Annotated in this window: 17 protein-coding genes; 13 read left to right on the top strand and 4 right to left on the bottom strand. The window is 59.3% G+C overall.

Going from position 1 to position 15,399, the window contains the following annotated elements:
* From ACI3K0_RS03005 to ACI3K0_RS03025, 5 genes are all read left to right on the top strand, one after another.
* Positions 1 to 942 (top strand): hypothetical protein, encoded by a 942-nt coding sequence (locus ACI3K0_RS03005; RefSeq protein ID WP_404944883.1) that lies wholly within the window; start codon positions 1 to 3, stop codon positions 940 to 942.
* Positions 939 to 1,457 carry a TadE/TadG family type IV pilus assembly protein gene (locus ACI3K0_RS03010; RefSeq protein ID WP_404944884.1) on the top strand — a complete coding sequence of 173 codons (519 nt, stop codon included), beginning with the start codon at positions 939 to 941 and terminating at the stop codon, positions 1,455 to 1,457. The genes ACI3K0_RS03005 and ACI3K0_RS03010 overlap by 4 nt, the downstream gene beginning before the upstream one ends.
* Positions 1,454 to 1,984: a hypothetical protein gene (locus ACI3K0_RS03015; protein WP_183821312.1), complete on the top strand. Its 531-nt coding sequence runs from the start codon at positions 1,454 to 1,456 to the stop codon at positions 1,982 to 1,984. Before ACI3K0_RS03010 ends, ACI3K0_RS03015 begins: the two co-directional genes overlap by 4 nt.
* 245 nt (positions 1,985 to 2,229) lie before the next feature.
* Positions 2,230 to 2,724 carry an invasion associated locus B family protein gene (locus ACI3K0_RS03020; protein WP_148145695.1) on the top strand — a complete coding sequence of 165 codons (495 nt, stop codon included), beginning with the start codon at positions 2,230 to 2,232 and terminating at the stop codon, positions 2,722 to 2,724.
* Positions 2,725 to 2,767: 43 nt separating this feature from the next.
* A complete protein-coding gene (locus ACI3K0_RS03025; RefSeq protein WP_183821311.1) occupies positions 2,768 to 3,346 on the top strand; it encodes an SH3 domain-containing protein in 579 nt (192 codons plus the stop codon).
* Between the two features lie 4 nt (positions 3,347 to 3,350).
* Here ACI3K0_RS03025 and ACI3K0_RS03030 read toward each other — a convergent pair whose 3' ends face one another.
* Positions 3,351 to 4,592: a D-alanyl-D-alanine carboxypeptidase family protein gene (locus tag ACI3K0_RS03030; protein ID WP_183821310.1), complete on the bottom strand. Its 1,242-nt coding sequence runs from the start codon at positions 4,590 to 4,592 to the stop codon at positions 3,351 to 3,353.
* Between the two features lie 268 nt (positions 4,593 to 4,860).
* Here ACI3K0_RS03030 and ACI3K0_RS03035 point away from each other — a divergent pair, with 268 nt between their 5' ends.
* The 6 genes from ACI3K0_RS03035 to ACI3K0_RS03060 all read left to right on the top strand — a co-directional run bounded on the left by ACI3K0_RS03035 (position 4,861) and on the right by ACI3K0_RS03060 (position 11,730).
* Positions 4,861 to 5,802, top strand: coding sequence for a GGDEF domain-containing protein (locus ACI3K0_RS03035; RefSeq protein ID WP_183821309.1), 942 nt, complete (start codon positions 4,861 to 4,863; stop codon positions 5,800 to 5,802).
* Positions 5,803 to 5,913: 111 nt separating this feature from the next.
* Positions 5,914 to 6,690 carry a 3-hydroxybutyrate dehydrogenase gene (locus ACI3K0_RS03040; RefSeq protein WP_404944885.1) on the top strand — a complete coding sequence of 259 codons (777 nt, stop codon included), beginning with the start codon at positions 5,914 to 5,916 and terminating at the stop codon, positions 6,688 to 6,690.
* A 207-nt stretch (positions 6,691 to 6,897) separates the two neighbouring features.
* Positions 6,898 to 8,370, top strand: a complete 1,473-nt coding sequence (gene xdhA, locus ACI3K0_RS03045) for a xanthine dehydrogenase small subunit (protein ID WP_183821307.1) — start codon at positions 6,898 to 6,900, stop codon at positions 8,368 to 8,370.
* Position 8,371: 1 nt separating this feature from the next.
* Positions 8,372 to 10,708, top strand: coding sequence for a xanthine dehydrogenase molybdopterin binding subunit (gene xdhB, locus ACI3K0_RS03050; RefSeq protein WP_404944886.1), 2,337 nt, complete (start codon positions 8,372 to 8,374; stop codon positions 10,706 to 10,708).
* Positions 10,709 to 10,782: 74 nt separating this feature from the next.
* The gene (locus tag ACI3K0_RS03055; protein ID WP_394353632.1) at positions 10,783 to 11,283 is read left to right on the top strand and encodes a GNAT family N-acetyltransferase; all 501 of its coding nucleotides are present in this window, start codon (positions 10,783 to 10,785) and stop codon (positions 11,281 to 11,283) included.
* A gap of 195 nt (positions 11,284 to 11,478) precedes the next feature.
* Positions 11,479 to 11,730 carry a hypothetical protein gene (locus ACI3K0_RS03060; RefSeq protein ID WP_183821304.1) on the top strand — a complete coding sequence of 84 codons (252 nt, stop codon included), beginning with the start codon at positions 11,479 to 11,481 and terminating at the stop codon, positions 11,728 to 11,730.
* Between the two features lie 119 nt (positions 11,731 to 11,849).
* Here the strand turns inward: ACI3K0_RS03060 and ACI3K0_RS03065 are convergent, their stop codons facing one another.
* Positions 11,850 to 12,794 (bottom strand): sensor domain-containing diguanylate cyclase, encoded by a 945-nt coding sequence (locus ACI3K0_RS03065; RefSeq protein WP_183821303.1) that lies wholly within the window; start codon positions 12,792 to 12,794, stop codon positions 11,850 to 11,852.
* Positions 12,795 to 12,993: 199 nt separating this feature from the next.
* Between ACI3K0_RS03065 and xdhC the strand changes: the two genes are divergently transcribed.
* Positions 12,994 to 13,848 carry a xanthine dehydrogenase accessory protein XdhC gene (gene xdhC / locus ACI3K0_RS03070; RefSeq protein ID WP_183822336.1) on the top strand — a complete coding sequence of 285 codons (855 nt, stop codon included), beginning with the start codon at positions 12,994 to 12,996 and terminating at the stop codon, positions 13,846 to 13,848.
* Here xdhC and ACI3K0_RS03075 read toward each other — a convergent pair.
* The gene (locus ACI3K0_RS03075) at positions 13,822 to 14,076 is read right to left on the bottom strand and encodes a hypothetical protein (RefSeq protein ID WP_148145706.1); all 255 of its coding nucleotides are present in this window, start codon (positions 14,074 to 14,076) and stop codon (positions 13,822 to 13,824) included. The genes xdhC and ACI3K0_RS03075 overlap by 27 nt on opposite strands.
* Positions 14,077 to 14,201: 125 nt before the next feature.
* Here ACI3K0_RS03075 and ACI3K0_RS03080 point away from each other — a divergent pair, with 125 nt between their 5' ends.
* A complete protein-coding gene (locus tag ACI3K0_RS03080; RefSeq protein WP_183821302.1) occupies positions 14,202 to 15,146 on the top strand; it encodes a LysR substrate-binding domain-containing protein in 945 nt (314 codons plus the stop codon).
* Between the two features lie 13 nt (positions 15,147 to 15,159).
* Here the strand turns inward: ACI3K0_RS03080 and ACI3K0_RS03085 are convergent, their stop codons facing one another.
* Positions 15,160 to 15,396 (bottom strand): hypothetical protein, encoded by a 237-nt coding sequence (locus ACI3K0_RS03085; protein WP_183821301.1) that lies wholly within the window; start codon positions 15,394 to 15,396, stop codon positions 15,160 to 15,162.
* Between the last annotated feature and the right edge of the window lie 3 nt (positions 15,397 to 15,399).

Genomic DNA, 15,399 nt, shown 5'->3' on the forward strand with positions numbered 1-15,399 from the left:
GTGAGTGCCGTCTCGACTGCGCAGGAAGCCAAGCAGAATATCGAGATGTCGCTGATGCTCGATATGTCCGGCTCGATGATCAGCAACAACCGGATCAAGAACCTGAGAACGGCGGCAAAAGCCTTCATCGACCAGATGCTGACCGACGACACCAAGGAATACACGACGATCAGCATCGTGCCTTACGCCGGCCATGTGAATGTCGGTGCAGCGGTGTTCGACAAGCTGGGCGGCAAGCGCGACCACTCCAACTCCTCCTGCTTCGAGCTCGGCGAGACGAATGCCGCCTATGGCGCCGACCCGATGGTCTTCAAGGGCGCCGCCCAGGTGCCACATTTTACCCACTGGAATTTCGGCAGAACCGACATGCGGCCCTGGTGGTGCCCGATGGAAAGCACCTCGATCACCTATCTCTCCAATGATGCTACCGCTTTGAAGGCCAAGATCGATGCACTCGAAATGCATGACGGCACCGGCACTCAGAATGCCATGCAATGGGGCTATACGCTGCTCAACCCCTCAGCCAAGACCGTCTTTGCAGCGGTCCTGGCGGCCGGAAAAATGGACAGCAAATTTGCCAACCGTCCCGCGGCCTTCAACGATGGCGATACGATGAAAGTCATCGTTCTGATGACCGATGGAGCGATTACCGAGCAGTTTCGGCCGAAGGATTACAGCCGCCCAGTAACCCAGAAGCCGGACAACAAGGAAATATCCTCCTCCTCCACCAACGCGACGCGCCTTGCCAATGTCTGCACCACGGCCAAGTCGAAAGGTGTCACCATCTTCACCATCGGTTTTGAAGTGTCAGGCAATGCGACAACGCAGATGACCAACTGCGCCACCAGCCCCGCGCACTACTACCCGACATCCGGCTCGAACATCACCGATGCCTTCAAATCGATCTCCATTTCGATCAAGAAGCTGAGACTGACCCAGTGACCCGCCGGCTTCGTCTTCACCTCGCCGACCAGAGCGGCAGTGCCGCCGTTGAATTTGCGCTGCTGGTACCGCTCGTTCTGGCTCTCCTGTTTTCTGTGCTTGAGGCCGGCTGGATCATGACGCAGTCGATCATGCTCGACCGTGGTCTCAGCCGCGCATCACGCGCCGTGCAGATCGGCACGACCTCGATGAGCTACACCCAGTACAAGCAAAAGGTCTGTGCCGAAGCCTTCATCCTGGCCAATTGCGAGAAAGCGCTGCGGCTGGAACTGACGCCGATCGATACAGCAGCGGACTTCCCCACCTCAGACACGCCTTGCGTCGACCGAAGCGTGGCGATCGATCCGGTCACCACCTATCAGGCCGGGCAGACCTCGCAGCTTGTCTTCGCCCGTGCCTGTTTTGTCGTCGATCCGATGATTCCGGGGATCGGCTACGGGCTTTCCGTGCCGAAAGACAATACCGGCGCCATGCGCCTCACCTCCAGCTTCGCCTTCGTCAACGAGCCGATATGACCAGACAGTTTTACGCAAAGCGCCTCCTGTCGAACGAGGCCGGCACGTCCGGTATCGAATTCGCCCTGACAGTTCCGATCATCATCCTGCTGTTTCTAGGCGCAACGACGCTCTATGACCTGCTGCGCTCCTATAACCGGATCGTCGAGGCAAATGGCATCGTGGCGGATATTGTTGCGCGCCAGATGACGATGGACGATACCTTCTTCACCAAGACCTATGGCACCTTTGCCGCGTTACAGGCAGACAAGTCCATGCCGAACGCGCTGCGCATCACCAGCGTCATCTGGAAGAATGGAAAATACACCGCTGACTGGACGAAAAAGGCAGGCACGACGGCTCTGCTGCCCACACAGAAGCTGGACACGACCACCTTGCCAACCATCCCTTCCGGTGACTCGATCATTTTCGTTGAGGGCATAACGCAATATACCGCGTTCTCCGCCCTGTTCGGCTTCGGAACCGTCACCTATTCGGAAAACGCCTTCACACGGCCTCGCTTCACCGCGGTCGTCAAAGGCTCCTGATCGGCATCACAATCACTGGCAACGACTGCGCGAAAACGCTTGCCGCAATTACGAATGCGCATAATTTACATATAAAAACAATAAATTACCATCTTCCACACAAACTGCGGTCACCCCTTTGTGACCGCACGCATCATCGAATTGACACACAAATTAACCTCTCGCTAACCGTGGAAGCCTTGTATGGCCTCTCAATTTGCTAGGCCCATCTCCCGGGTCTGTTCGTGTTTTTTTGTGGAGATATCATGCGCACCAAAACTGCAGCTCTTGCACTCGCCCTCACCCTCGTCTCGGCAGCCGCCGCCAGTGCGGCACAGCCCACCCGGATCAAGCAGTTCGAAGCCTGGGGCGTATATTCCTATAGCAACAATGGCCGCACCAGCTGTTATGCCCTGTCGGTTCCAACCAGTTCCGCACCCTCCAGCGTCAATCACGGCGACAATTTCTTCCTGATCTCGCCGCAGGGCCAATCCTACATGCCGCAGGCGATCATGGGCTATGCGCTGAGACAAGGTTCGGATGTCACGGTTGCCGTGGATAGCGAGAGGTTCGACCTTGCTCCTCGCGACAACACAGCCTGGGTGCGCGACCAGAGCCGTGAGCCGGTATTGGTCAATGCGATGCGTGGCGGAAGCCGGATGACGGTACAGGCAACCTCCGGCCGAGGCACCGCCACCAACTACACCTATTCGCTCAGCGGCGTGACCGCTGCACTGCAGGAAGTGAGCAAGTGCCGCTGATGACACCGGCTTGAGCATCAGCAGAACGGAGCTGCACGCCAGTATGACACGGACAGGAATTCGCCGCGGCCTTGTCGCCGTCACGCTGGCGGCTGCGCTCTGCCTGCCTCTTGCAGCCAGGATAGAAGCCAGCGAAGTACAGTCTGCAAGTGCGGCCGGCAGTCTTGGTGCAGGGTTCAGAACCGGCAGGGTGACGGGTTACCCCGTCCCCCGCTTTGCATCGATCAAATCCGCAAATGCCCATATGCGCGTCGGCCCGTCGACGGATTATGCGACCAACTGGGTCTATTCGGCCCGTGGATTGCCGCTCGAGATCATCGAGGAATATGGCAACTGGCGGCAGGTCAGGGATCAGGACGGAACCAGCGGCTGGATGTTTGCGCCTCTCCTGTCAGGCAGACGCACGGCCGTGGTCGGCCCGTGGATGGCAAAATCCGTCAAACTGCATGACGCACCTCGCCCGTCGGCTTCGGTGATCGCCGAACTCGCCCCATCCGTGCGATTGAACATCCGCAACTGCGACGGTTCATGGTGCGATGTGTCGCTGCAGACACGTCGCCTGTCAGGTTACGTCGCCCAGGCGGATCTCTGGGGCGTCTATCCGCACGAGAGGGTGGAGTAACCTGCTAGCGCACGACGAAGCAGTCGATTGACCGGTTCTGCAGAACCGAGCAGGCTCGCGCGGCAGCGTCTCGATCGACAAATCCTGTCAGGCGGGCGCGAAAAACTTCACGGCCACCCGAACTCGATCCCTGGACGCTTGGTGCGATCTGGCCGAAATCGGCAAGCAGCGGCAATGCCGAATTGAGCGCACCCGTGGCTGCGGCCTGGCTTCCAGCCGCAGCGATCTGGATATCCCAAAGCGGCCCGCCCTGCTGGATGACGTTTTGTATCGGTGCAGCCTGCGGAACCGTGGCGTAAGGCGTAACGCTTGCAGCGTTCGCCGTTGTCCCGCCAAGAATGATTTCGGTGCGCGGTCGAGGTGTCGGCGCATTGGAGGTGAAGGCCGCAACGCCCTCGGCAGGACGTTTCTGCTGGCCCGAAGTCGCGACAGCAACACCTGGAAGACCGCCGCCCGGCAAAGCCTGATCGAGCAGTTCCGCCATGCGGTTGTCGCGCTGGCGCGCCGTATTGCCACCAAGCACGACGCCGATATAACGCCGCCCGTTGACCACGACGGCGCTGGCGAGATTGTAGCCCGATGCGTTGACGAAGCCGGTCTTGATGCCATCCATGCCCGGATAGCGATACATCAGGTTGTTATGCCCTTTGATCGTGCGCCCGCGAAAGCTGAAGGAGCGCTGCGAGAAGATCTTGTATTCCCGCGGGTAATCACGGATGAGCGAAAGCGCCAGCACCGCCATGTCGCGCGCCGTCGTCACCTGCGCATTGTCCGGCAGTCCCGATGCATTTCGAAAAACAGTATTGCGCATGCCGAGCTGGCGCGCCTTTTTCGTCATCAGCACGCCGAAACGTTCTTCCGAACCGCCGAGATGATCGCCCATGGCGGCAGCCGCGTCATTGGCGGAGCGGATTGCCATTCCATAGACCGCCTCGCGCACGGTAATCGTCTGGCCTGCCGGTACGCCGAGTTTAAAGGGAATTTTCGACGCAGCATTCTTCGTCATGACGATCCTGTCGTCCCAGCGAAGACGGCCGGTGCGCAAAGCCTCAAAGGTCAAATAGAGGGTCATCATTTTCGTCAGCGAGGCCGGATGATTGATGGCCTCAGCATTCTGCGAGGCAAGCACCTTCCCGCTCTGCACATCATAGATGTAATGCGCATAACCGGCCTCGGCCGTCCGGCTGATTGAAAGAAAGGCGCCTGCCATAAACACGAACGCCATGATCCGCCGGATTAGAAGCATTTGCTCCCCCTCGTTACTGCGGCCCATGAATACTGACCCAACATGGTGCGAAAATGACCTGATCCGAAATTAAATCAAGTTCTTGACCTATGGTTAATCTGCTCGCCCACAACTCGTTTCAGTCGCAAAATACTGATCCCGTATCATAATACGACAAGGGCTGTGAATGTTTGCATTTTAACGAAATGGTTAACCTGAATTTTAAAGCCAACTTTCTAGCTTGCCCCCGAATCCAATCTCCAGAGGAGGAAAGCTCGGAATGATTCCGATGTCTTCGAGGCTGACCCGCATGGTGCAAACGTCTCTGACCATCAAGGTCTTCGCGATTTGCTTCGTGTCCGTGCACGTACCGCTACTGGTGTTCATCGTCTATCTTGCGGGGGGCAATGGGGCAGAGCCCGAACCGGTCCTGCTTCTGCTTCTCGCCGCCACGGTGGCGGGAACGACGATATGCCTCCTGAGCCTCTGGTGGATGATCCGCCCGCTCAGCCAGCTGGCGCAGGCAATCAAGATCTACCGCGCCAACGGCACTCCTGTCCGTATGCAGATAGATCGCAAGGACGAGATCGGCCTTCTGGCATCGACGGTGACGGCCATGGTGGCGGAAACCGAAACGCTTATGAACAAGCTGCGCCACCAGGCCATGACCGACCTCCAGACAGGCCTCGGCAACCGCCGCTGGCTGAACGAACGCGCCGCCGAAGAGCTGGCACGCGCCGAACGGCAGGGAGAGCCGTTGTCGATCATCGTGCTGGACCTCGACCGCTTCAAGGGTATCAACGACGGCCACGGCCACGAGACCGGCGACCGGGTACTGGTGGCAACCGGCGAAATCGTCAGAACCTGCCTTCGCCCCTATGATCTTGCAGCGCGTATCGGCGGCGAGGAATTCTGTATTCTCTTGCCGCGAACCTCGCTCGACGATGCGGAAGCGATCGGCGAACGGCTGCGCACGGCACTGGCGGCAACCACCGTACCGCCATTGCGCCAAGGCCGGATGACGGCAAGCTTCGGCATCTGCGCCGCCGGTCCCGGCGACCGGCTGCCGGACATGCTATTGCGAGCCGATTTCGCCCTCTACGAAGCCAAGCGTGATGGCCGAAACTGCATCAGACGTGCACACGACACCAATACCGAAGAAGCAATCGCATCCGCAAAACTGGCACCGGCAAAGGCCGCGTCTCCGGTCAACGGTAAACACATCCTCTGACGCTCTGCACGCCGTCTGGCAACTGACCGTTGCCAGATTAGCGACTTTGCGCATAACGTTCCGGCGCGGTGAGGGAGACACCGCGCTCTAGGCGTTCTTGGGAGGAACAGCATGAACAGATCCGTGGTTATCACCGGCTCCACCAGCGGAATAGGCCTCGGCATTGCAAAGGCATTTGCGGCCGCGGGCGACAATGTCGTCATCAACGGGTTCGGTGACAAGGACGAGATCGAGGCGATCCGTTCGTCGCTCGATGCGGCGGGCTCCGGCACGGTCCTATACCATCCCGCCGACATGACGAAACCGGTCGATATCGAAGACCTGATCCTGACGGCACGCGACAGCTTCGGCACGCTCGATGTTCTGGTCAACAATGCAGGGATCCAGCATGTCGCGAGGATCGAGGAGTTTCCGCCGGAAAAATGGGATCAGCTGATCGCCATTCTCCTGTCATCGGCCTTCCACACGATGCGCCATGCAATCCCGCTGATGAAAACCGCAGGCAAGGGCCGGATCATCAACGTCGCCTCCGCCCACGGCCTCGTCGCCTCCCCGTTCAAGTCGGCTTATGTGGCCGCCAAGCATGGCATCATGGGCCTGACCAAGACGGCGGCGCTGGAGCTTGCGCAGGAAAACATCACCGTCAACGCGATCTGCCCCGGCTTCGTGCTGACGCCGCTCGTCGAAAGGCAGATTCCCGATCAGGCACGCGAAAAAGGCATCAGCGAGGAAAAGGTCAGGGACGAGGTGATGCTGCGGCTGCAGGCGACCAAGGAATTCGTCGGAATAGACGAAGTGGCGGCCGCTGCGATCTATCTCGCCAGCGATGCGGCAAGGAGCATCACGGGCACACACATCTCCATCGACGGCGGCTGGACGGCGCAGTAAGCTGCCCCTCATTCCTGTCCTTGTGACAGGAATCCAGCCACGCGAAGTCCTTTGCGTGAAAAAGACTCTTTTGCGCCGCAGACGCGACGCTGCTGGATTTCTGTGACAAGCACAGGAATGAGGGTAAACTAATCGGCCCGCGAACAGCCAAAATGGCGACCGGGTGATTCTTGACTGGGAGCCGGCAACGGCGGACGAAGGAGACCGATGAATTCAGCCATCCGCTTCATCCTCAACGGGGAAGACGTGACCCTTGGAGATTTCTCACCCACGGACACGCTTCTGGATCATCTCCGCCTGACGCGGCGGTTGACGGGGACGAAGGAAGGATGCGCCGAAGGCGATTGCGGTGCCTGCACCGTGCTGGTCGGCCGCCTGACTGAAACCGGCCTGCGCTACGAAGGCGTCAACGCCTGTATCAGGCTCCTCGGCTCCATGCACGGCACCCATATCGTGACGATCGAGCATCTGGCGGCATCGGACGGAACCCTGCATCCGGTACAGCAGGCGATGGTCGACTGTCACGGCTCGCAATGCGGCTTCTGCACGCCGGGCTTCGTCATGTCGCTTTACGGCCTTTGGCTTTCCAACGAAAATCCGAGCCGGGCCGAAATCGAAAGCGCGCTGCAGGGCAATCTCTGTCGCTGCACGGGTTACGAGCCGATCGTCAAGGCGGCCGAACAGGTGGCGAAGGCGCGGCCGAGCTCGCTCTTCGACCCGTTGGAACGTGACCGCACCGAGATCATGGCAAAGCTCTGGTCGATCCGCTCGGCCATGGAGACCGTCGTCATCGAAAAGGACGGAGCGCGCTCAATCATCCCCGCATCACTCGAAGCTTTTGCCGAGGCGCTGGCAGATGAACCGCAAGCCACAATCGTCGCAGGCGCGACCGATGTCGGCCTATGGGTGACGAAGCAGATGCGCAGGCTCGACCCGGTCATCTTCATCAATCACCTCCCCGAGCTGCAGACCATCACCGTCGAGCAGAGCGGCATCACCATCGGCGCAGGCGTGAGCTACTCCGAGGCGCATGGTTTTCTAGAAGCGGTCATCCCCGCATTTGGCGCGCTGATAGATCGTATTGGTGGCCAGCAGGTGAGGAACGCCGGCACGATCGGCGGCAACATCGCCAACGGCTCGCCGATCGGCGACACGCCGCCGCCGCTGATTGCACTCGGCAGCCAACTGACGCTGCGCTCCCATTCCGGCCGCCGCACCATGCCGCTCGAAAGCTATTTTCTGGACTATGGCAAACAGGACCGCATGGCCGGTGAATTCGTCGAGAAGATCAGCGTGCCGCGCCCGCCGGAAAACGCCCATTTCGCCGTGTACAAGATTTCCAAGCGCCGCGACGAGGATATTTCCGCACTGTGTGGCGCCTTCAACCTGACGCTCGACATGGACGGCCATGTGGACAATATCCGCATCGCCTTCGGCGGCATGGCGGCAACCCCGAAACGGGCGGTCCATGTCGAACAGGCGCTGATCGGCAAGCCCTGGCGATGGGAGACGATCGCCGCCGCTGGCGAGGCCTTCGATCAGGATTACCAGCCGCTGACCGACTGGCGTGCAAGTGCGCAGTATCGCAGCCTGACGGCCAGGAACCTGCTCACCCGCTTCTTCCTGGAGACGGCAGGGGCTCCTGCACAATTGCAGCGCTTCGAGATGGAGGAGGTGTAGGATGGACAAGACCTCCTTTGAGATGAAGCCTGCGATCGACGGGCCGATGCATGTGTCGCGCAAACATGATTCAGCACATAAGCATGTGACCGGAACCGCCGAATATATTGACGATATTCCCGAACCGGCAGGCACGCTGCATGGAGGGCTTGGCCTTGCCGACAGGGCGCATGCGAAAATCCTTTCGATCGATCTCGATGCCGTCCGCGCCGCCCCCGGTGTTGTCTGGGTGATGACCGCCGAAGACATTCCCGGCGCAAACGACGTCGCCTCAACCGGCAAGCATGACGAACCGCTGCTGGCAACCGATCTCGTCCAGTTCCATGGCCAGCCGATCTTTGCCGTATTTGCCGAGACCCGTGACGAGGCCCGCCGTGCAGCAAGGCTTGCGAAGATCGAGTACAGCGACCTCCCCCATTGGACGGATATCGACAGTGCGCGGGAGAACGGCGCGCCTCTTGTCACCGAACCGATGACGCTCAGGCGCGGTGAGCCTGAAACCGAAATCGAGAAACCGCCCCTTCGAATTCAGGCCTCGATGAATATCGGCGGTCAGGAGCACTTTTATCTCGAAAGCCATATAGCCTTTGCCATTCCCGGCGAAGACGAGGACGTGACGGTCTGGTCATCCACCCAGCATCCGAGCGAGGTGCAGCACATGGTGGCGCATATACTGGGCGTTTCCAATCACGCGGTTGAGGTCAAAACCCGGCGCATGGGTGGCGGCTTCGGCGGCAAGGAAACCCAGAGCAACCAATTTGCGGCTCTCGCCGCCGTCGCGGCGAAGAAATTGAACCGGGCGGTAAAATTCCGCCCTGACCGCGATGAAGATATGTCGATCACCGGCAAGCGGCACGATTTCCGCGTCGATTACGACGTCGCCTTCGATGAGAAAGGCAGGATCCACGCGGTCGACGCGACCTATGCCGCGCGTTGCGGTTATTCCGCCGATCTCTCCGGCCCGGTCACCGACCGCGCCCTCTTTCATGCAGACAGTAGCTATTTCTACCCGCATGTGCGCCTCACCTCGCAGCCTTTGAAGACCCATACCGTCTCCAACACAGCCTTTCGCGGTTTCGGTGGGCCGCAGGGCTTGCTCGGCGGGGAACGGATCATCGAGGAGATCGCCTATGCGGTCGGCAAGGATCCGCTCGAAATCCGCAAGCTGAACTTTTATGGACAACGCGGATCGGGCCGCACCGTCACGCCCTATTATCAGGATATCCATGACAATGTGATCGCCCGCATCGTCGATGAGCTTGTAGCCTCATCCGACTACAAGAAACGCCGCGAGGCGATCCTGAAATTCAACGAGACAAGCCCGGTCATCCGCAAGGGCATCGCGCTGACGCCAGTGAAATTCGGCATCTCATTTACGTTGACCGCATACAATCAGGCAGGCGCGTTGGTGCATGTCTATTCGGACGGTTCCATCCACCTGAACCATGGCGGCACCGAAATGGGCCAGGGCCTCTATACCAAGGTGGCGCAGGTCGTGGCCGATTGTTTCCAGGTCGATATCGACAGGGTAAAAATCACCGCGACGACGACCGGCAAGGTGCCCAATACCTCGGCAACAGCCGCCTCGTCCGGCTCGGACCTAAACGGCATGGCGGCCTATGACGCCTGCCGCCAGATCAAGGAAAGGCTGATCGAATTCGCCGCACGGCAATGGCAGGTCAATCGCGACCGGATCGAGTTCCTGCCCAACCGGGTAAAGATCGGCAACGAGATCGTCCCCTTCGACACCTTCATCAAGGCCGCATATTTCGACCGGGTGCAACTGTCGGCCGCCGGGTTCTACAAGACGCCGAAGATCCACTGGGACCGCGCCGCTGGCCGTGGCCATCCCTTCTATTATTTCGCCTATGGCGCAGCCGTCTCGGAAGTCTCGATCGACACGCTGACAGGCGAATATATCGTCGAGCGCACCGACATCCTCAACGACGTCGGAAAGTCGCTAAATCCGGCGCTGGATATCGGCCAGATCGAAGGCGCCTTCGTTCAGGGCATGGGCTGGCTGACGACGGAAGAACTGTGGTGGGACGCCAAGGGACGCTTACGCACCCACGCTCCCTCCACATACAAGATCCCGCTTGCTTCCGACCGGCCGAAAATCTTCAATGTGAAGCTCGCCGAATGGTCGGAAAATGCGGAACCGACGATCGGCCGTTCCAAGGCGGTGGGAGAGCCGCCCTTCATGCTGGCGATCTCGGTTCTGGAGGCGATCTCCATGGCGGTCGCAAGCGTTGCCGATTACGCCATCTGCCCACGCCTCGACACCCCTGCGACACCGGAGCGGGTGCTTATGGCGGTGGAACGGATGAAAGCCTTATAAAAACGCTTCGATATTTCGCTGCCGGGGCCTATTTTTATGGGTGAGGAGCGAAATATCGAGGAGGCAACATGACCATCACCATTCGTGCCGAACGTGCGGGCGACGAAGACGTGATCCACGACCTGACGCAGGCCGCATTCGCGCCCATGTCCTACAGTTCAGGAACCGAAGCGGCGATCATCCGGGCGCTTCGCGCTCGCGGTGACCTGACGCTTTCACTGGTGGCGGAAGACAATCACGAGATCATCGGCCATGTCGCCTTTTCACCCGTCACGATCGACGGCCATTACGACGACTGGTTCGGGCTTGGGCCGATTTCTGTGAGAGCTGACCGGCAGAAACAGGGTATCGGCCACGCGCTGATCCGAGAAGGGATCCATAAGTTGAAGGCGCTAGGCGCCAAAGGCTGTGCCCTGGTCGGAGATCAGGCGGTCTATCAGGGCGTCGGCTTTGTCAGCGACGGACGGCTGACCCATGAAGGCGTGCCGGATATCTATGTGCAGCATCTCACGCTTTCGGGCCATGCGCCCCATGGAGTGCTGACCTTTTCACCGGCTTTCGCAGTAAAACAGTGACAGACAGCTACATATTCGGAAGGATAGCTGCACGAAAACGTGCCTTTTCGGTTGCAACACCCATACCAACGTATATCCACGATAAACATCAACACAATATCGGATAACAGGCGCTCCGGTATGATGGACCCATTGAAGATGCGAAGCCGAGGAACCTGATGATCCTCGGTTCACCGCATGAAAGAGGTCCGAAAGATGATCCCTGTCTCGTTGCAGCAAATGCCGCCTGTCGCCCGACCTGCCTTCAACGGGGATACCGCACCGGGCCGGGTGCACTATCTGCCGGGGCCGATCCCCACGATCGAACAGATCCTGATGAAGCAGGCCGATCGCTACGTCGCCGCGGGCAACGAAGCCGACAATCTGCTGAACGCACTCAAGCAGGACAACCACAATATGGAAGTCATGCTCTCGCAGCTTGCGGCACTCGCGGGCAGCCCGAGCTAAAAACAGCAATCTGATCCTTGCCTCCCCGTCCCCTCCTCGAAAGGGATCGGATTGCAGAAGGCCGGCGGCTCCTCCCACCGCCGGCCTTCACATTGATAAATGCCGAGGCAGAACCTCGTTTAGGATGCTAGGGCTTCCTGCTGCATCTCGATCGAAACCAGTTTGTCACGACCGCCGCGCTTCGCATCGTAGAGCGCCTTGTCCGCCGATGCGATCATGTCGGAAAAGTCTGCAAACCCGGGCTCGGCAAACGCCAGTCCAGCACTGACGGTGAAATTCGCCGCGAGGTGGCCGTCCCAATTGAAGTCCACGCTGGTAAAATTGGCCCTGATGCGCTCGACAATCGCGATTGCTTCATTGGCTTTCAGGTTAGGCAGGAACAGCACGAATTCCTCTCCGCCCCAGCGTCCAGCAACATCCGTGGCGCGGATGGAAGTGCGAAGAACCTCCGAAAAACGGACAATGACGTCGTCTCCGGCGTCGTGACCGAAGCGATCATTGACGCTCTTGAAGCCATCGAGGTCGAAGATCGCCATCGAGGAAAACTTGGCGACATTGGCGCTCACGCTTTGCAACACACTTGCGCGAAACGCCCGGCGATTGAGAAGGCCGCTCAGACTGTCGGTTTCGGCCAACCGCTTGAGATCGTTCTGGTAACGGACGTGATCGGAAATATCCCGGATGACGGCCACCATCATCGGCGCACCGGCAGCAGACGTTCTCAGGATGGTGATGCCGAGATTGATTTCCGTGCCGTCCTTACGGCAGCCGACAATGGTCGCACTTCGCTGCCCCATATAGCGGGCCTCGGTATTTCCCGCCTGAAACCCGGCCACAAGTCTTTGGTGAAAGCCGTGAACCCGTTCCGGCAGCAGGACTTCCAGAGGCTTGTCCAGTAGTTCTCCGCTTTGCCAACCGAAGATGCTTTCGGTGGCAGGATTACAGAGGCGAATGATGCCATGGTCATCGATGCCGATAATGCCATCGGCGATCTCAAAGACGATTTTCCTGTAGATATCCTGGGAGGCTGGAATCAGCGAGGCAATCGATGCTCTCTTGGTCATAGTATCCCGTCGTATACTTGTAGGACGCGCAGCATTTATCAAAAATCAAGTTTGCGCCGGCAAACATCTAAGGCGAAATTACTGATATATTTTTAATAGAATTTCCCGCGTTATGACCGGCAATACAGATGTTTCCCGCAATAATTGCGAAGAAAAAATGCACGATGCAGTCAGTCGCGATGATGCTATGTTCTCCTTCATGAGCGAACACTCCCTCTCCAGCTTTTTCGCGCGCAACGGATCGGTTCTCGTCGACGTAGTCGAGACGAGAGGCTCGACGCCGCGAGAAGCTGGCACCTACATGCTTGTTGCGGACTTCGAGATCTGGGGCACGATCGGCGGCGGCCAGTTTGAATACATGGCGATCGACAATGCCCGCGCGATCCTGAGGGGCGGCGGCGAAACAATCATGGACATTCCGCTCGGCCCGGAGATCGGTCAATGTTGCGGCGGCCGCACGAAACTCCGCTTCTCTCTCGTGACGCCAGCGATTGCCGAGGCGCTGGAGCATCGGCTGTTGCGTGAGCGGGACGAGCGCACGGCGGTCTATCTGTTTGGTGCAGGCCATGTCGGCCTTGCGCTCGCAACCGCGCTTATGCCCCTGCCCTTTGCCGTAACAGTCGTCGAGACGCGCAGACAGGCGCTGGAAGGCCTGTCCTCGGGAGTGACAGCGCGCCTCACGGCCATGCCGGAAGCGTTCGTGGATGACATTCCGGCCGGTGGCGCGGCGGTTATTCTCACCCACGATCACGCGCTGGATTTCCTGATCGCCGAACGCGCCCTGGCGAGGCAGGACCTGAATTATGTCGGGATGATCGGTTCTGCCACCAAACGGGCGACCTTCTCCCACTGGCTGCAACGCCAGCAAGGCGAGGAGACAAGAAAACAGGAGACCGCCGCGATGATGTCCCGGCTTGTCCTGCCGATCGGCGGTTCCGCCATCAGAGACAAGCGTCCGCAAGTGATCGCTGCCCTCGTTGCCGCAGAATTGCTGCAACACCTGCCGCTGTCGGCACCGGCAACACTTTCAGAGCGGCAGATCGCGGCCGATTGAACGCCGCCTGTCTTGCCAGAAAGCCTCGCCGCGTTCCGGCAATGGCGGTTGGAAACCGATATCGCCATGCAGCTCTTCCGGCAGCGTCGGCGCAACTCTGCTGTTGGCCCTCAACAGGCGACGGATGAAGCCGGCAAGATGCATGCGAAGACGTTGCGGGAAAGCGGGGCGGGAGAACGATGGCGGAGCCTCTGTAACAGGCAAAGAATTCGCGTTTGCGGACGGCATGTTCTGCTCCACATCGGTTGTTGAAACTGTCTTGATGGATCCAGCAATGCCGCCGATTGCGGGAGTTTTCCAATTCGAATACAGTCGGCCGCGATAAAGACAGCTTATCGCTGAAGGCACACGAGATGAAACTGTCGCGCCAGCTTCCGTTGAATGCCCTGCGGGTCTTCGAGGCGGTCGCACGGCTGCAGAATTTCACCCGGGCAGCAGAAGAACTCGGCATGACGCAGACAGCCGTCAGCTACCAGATCAAGCTTCTCGAGGAACATCTCGGCGACACAGTCTTCATCCGCAAACCGCGGGCTCTGCAACTGACCGAGACCGGCACACATCTACTGCCGAAAGTGGCCGAAGCTTTCGACCTGCTGGCAGAGGCGATGCAGGCGGCCCGGCACACCATCGATGCCACGCTTGACATCCACTCTCCGCCAACATTTGCGTCTCACTGGCTATCACCTCGCCTCGCCGGTTTTCGCGCACGCCACCCCAATATCGGCGTGCGCCTACTGCGCATGATGGACGCTTCGGAAAAGCAGGGCACGGTACCGGACATCACCATCAGAATTTCGGCCAAGCCGCCCGAAAACCTCGTCTGCCATCCGATCATGCGCCTTCGCTATTCTCCCATGCTATCTCCAGAACTTGCTGCCAGCATCGGGGGAATCCATGAACCGGCGGACCTCCTGAAATTACCCTGGATCTCCGAAATCGACGGCGCCTGGCTGGACTGGTTCGAAAGTGCCAAGATCAGCCCAGCCTCGATCCGTCCGACAAGCCTTGATGCGCTCGGCGCACAGGATATCGAAGCCAGGGCGGCGATATCCGGCCATGGCGTGGCGATGCTCAGTCCCTTTTTCTTTCGTGACGATCTTTCGTCGGGGCGTCTGATCCAGCCCTTCGACCTGTCCGCCGGCGACGGCAAGACCTATTGGCTGGCCTATCCGGCCGCAAGGCGCAACATGCGGAAGATCCAGGCATTCAGGCAATGGATCGAAGAGACCATGGCAACCGATCTCGCGGACCACGCTCTGCAAACCTTGCTTCCCGAAGCGCGCCCCGCAACCGCCTGACCCGTTGTTCGCCTCAAAGCGAATGCGGCACGCGCTCGATCATATCCCAGGCGCGCGACCGGCCGTATCGATCGACCGTGCTTGGCGACACCCGTCCGTCAAGCATGCCCAAATCCCGCAGATCATGCTCGCTCAAAGCCTCCTCATCGACATGATTGGTCGCACCGGCGCGGATACCGAAAAACACAACCGCCAGACTTTCACTTCTGTCTTTAAGGCGCAGAAAGCCAGTCAGCAAACCATTGGCCATGGT

Origin of the sequence: Rhizobium sp. ZW T2_16 (genome assembly GCF_044987325.1) — a bacterium.
GTDB classification, from domain to species: Bacteria; Pseudomonadota; Alphaproteobacteria; order Rhizobiales; family Rhizobiaceae; genus Neorhizobium; species Neorhizobium cellulosilyticum.

Coding starts and splice junctions, on each gene's coding strand:
- ACI3K0_RS03030 (WP_183821310.1), bottom strand. CDS start 4,592: ATGCTTCTAATCCGGCGGATCATGGCGTTCGTGTTTATGGCAGGCGCC.
- ACI3K0_RS03085 (WP_183821301.1), bottom strand. CDS start 15,396: ATGGCCAATGGTTTGCTGACTGGCTTTCTGCGCCTTAAAGACAGAAGT.
- ACI3K0_RS03025 (WP_183821311.1), top strand. CDS start 2,768: ATGACACGGACAGGAATTCGCCGCGGCCTTGTCGCCGTCACGCTGGCG.
- ACI3K0_RS03035 (WP_183821309.1), top strand. CDS start 4,861: ATGTCTTCGAGGCTGACCCGCATGGTGCAAACGTCTCTGACCATCAAG.
- xdhB (WP_404944886.1), top strand. CDS start 8,372: ATGGACAAGACCTCCTTTGAGATGAAGCCTGCGATCGACGGGCCGATG.
- xdhC (WP_183822336.1), top strand. CDS start 12,994: ATGAGCGAACACTCCCTCTCCAGCTTTTTCGCGCGCAACGGATCGGTT.
- ACI3K0_RS03080 (WP_183821302.1), top strand. CDS start 14,202: ATGAAACTGTCGCGCCAGCTTCCGTTGAATGCCCTGCGGGTCTTCGAG.
- ACI3K0_RS03015 (WP_183821312.1), top strand. CDS start 1,454: ATGACCAGACAGTTTTACGCAAAGCGCCTCCTGTCGAACGAGGCCGGC.
- ACI3K0_RS03065 (WP_183821303.1), bottom strand. CDS start 12,794: ATGACCAAGAGAGCATCGATTGCCTCGCTGATTCCAGCCTCCCAGGAT.
- ACI3K0_RS03075 (WP_148145706.1), bottom strand. CDS start 14,076: ATGCCGTCCGCAAACGCGAATTCTTTGCCTGTTACAGAGGCTCCGCCA.
- ACI3K0_RS03020 (WP_148145695.1), top strand. CDS start 2,230: ATGCGCACCAAAACTGCAGCTCTTGCACTCGCCCTCACCCTCGTCTCG.
- ACI3K0_RS03040 (WP_404944885.1), top strand. CDS start 5,914: ATGAACAGATCCGTGGTTATCACCGGCTCCACCAGCGGAATAGGCCTC.
- xdhA (WP_183821307.1), top strand. CDS start 6,898: ATGAATTCAGCCATCCGCTTCATCCTCAACGGGGAAGACGTGACCCTT.
- ACI3K0_RS03060 (WP_183821304.1), top strand. CDS start 11,479: ATGATCCCTGTCTCGTTGCAGCAAATGCCGCCTGTCGCCCGACCTGCC.